A 1,356-nucleotide genomic window follows, 5' to 3' on the forward strand; every position below is an offset into this window, starting at 1 on the left:
CAACATAGGCTCCGCCATCTGAAAATGAATCAGGGGTCACATTTAAAATGCCCATGATCCAAGTGTGGTCGCTTGGGAAATTGAAGGTTTTATTTAATCGTTTAATATACATCTCGTCACAAACTTTCTATGGTCACTGCATCCACTATAAATTCATCATATCTAAAACTTCTTGACGGCGACCGCGGTCAGTATAAGCACCACGGGTTGCGTAAGTGACTGTCTTAGCACCTGGTTTCTTGATGCCCCGTAAAGTCATGCACATGTGTTCTGCTTCTAACACAACAAACACACCTTCTGCACCTAATTCTTCCGCTAATACGTCCGCTACTTGGTTGGTTAACCGTTCTTGTAATTGCGGTCTCAAAGCAAAATCTTCGACAATCCGTGCCAATTTAGATAGGCCGATAACCTGTCCGTCTTTAGGAATATAGGCTACATGCGCTTGCCCAATCACTGGTAATAGATGGTGTTCACATGTTGAGTGGAAGGGAATATCCTTTACCAATACAAATTCTGATGCTGATTCAGAAAAGGTTTTTTCTGTGTGGATTCTCGGGTCTCTATTTAACCCGTCAAATACTTCCGCATACATTTTGGCTACCCGTTCTGGCGTTTCAACAAGTCCTTCACGGTCCGGGTTTTCGCCCACTGCAAGCAATATCTCCCGTACTGCCTTTTCAATTCTTTCCATATCCATTATTGTCACCTTTTCTTATTTAATATTGAAAACTCTTTATCATGCTTATAGCCGATTTTTGATGATGGACCTTAAATAGCCAACAAAGTAGAAAGACCCAAATATACATAAGAGGTCGTCTTTCTTTAAATCCGCTTCCGCAATTTCTAAAGCTGCCTGGTCTGAATCCGCAAACTCAACCGCTGTCCCAGTTGCTTTGATCATAGCAGCCAATTGGTCACCAGCTAAAGCCCGGTTTGAATGCGGAGTTACGGTAATGATTTTTTGAAAAATAGGGACAATGCCCTCAACCACGTGGGCCACGTCCTTGTCCGCTAACATGCCCATAATAGCGACCCTTTTGCCCACTTTTGAAGCTGGATAATGGGTTAAAATCGCCTCTTTTAAGGATAAAATACCGTCCATATTATGAGACCCATCGATGATGATTGTAGGCTCAGACGCTACCCTTTCAAAGCGGGCTGGCCAAGTAACAGTCGCAAGTCCTTTTTCAATGGCCTGGTCAGAAATGACGATCCCTTGTGCTTTCAAAACTTGGATAATTTCAATGGCTAGGGCCGCATTATTGACCTGGTAGGGGGCTTGTAGGTTAAGCGTGTATTTGCGTCCTTTATATTTAAATGACTGTAATCCGTGGGCGTCGGTAGCTAGCGGTT

2 protein-coding genes are annotated in these 1,356 nt (G+C 43.4%); both read right to left on the minus strand.

Annotated features, from left to right (window positions below):
• Positions 1 to 145: 145 nt before the first annotated feature.
• Positions 146 to 703 carry a GTP cyclohydrolase I FolE gene (folE, locus tag ACRCJ0_RS14225; RefSeq protein ID WP_201784328.1) on the minus strand — a complete coding sequence of 186 codons (558 nt, stop codon included), beginning with the start codon at positions 701 to 703 and terminating at the stop codon, positions 146 to 148.
• A 42-nt stretch (positions 704 to 745) separates the two neighbouring features.
• Positions 746 to 1,356: glutamate ligase domain-containing protein (locus tag ACRCJ0_RS14230; RefSeq protein ID WP_431390874.1), on the minus strand; the 611-nt coding region annotated here is incomplete at its 5' end.

Source organism: Aerococcus sp. L_32 (genome assembly GCF_050689315.1).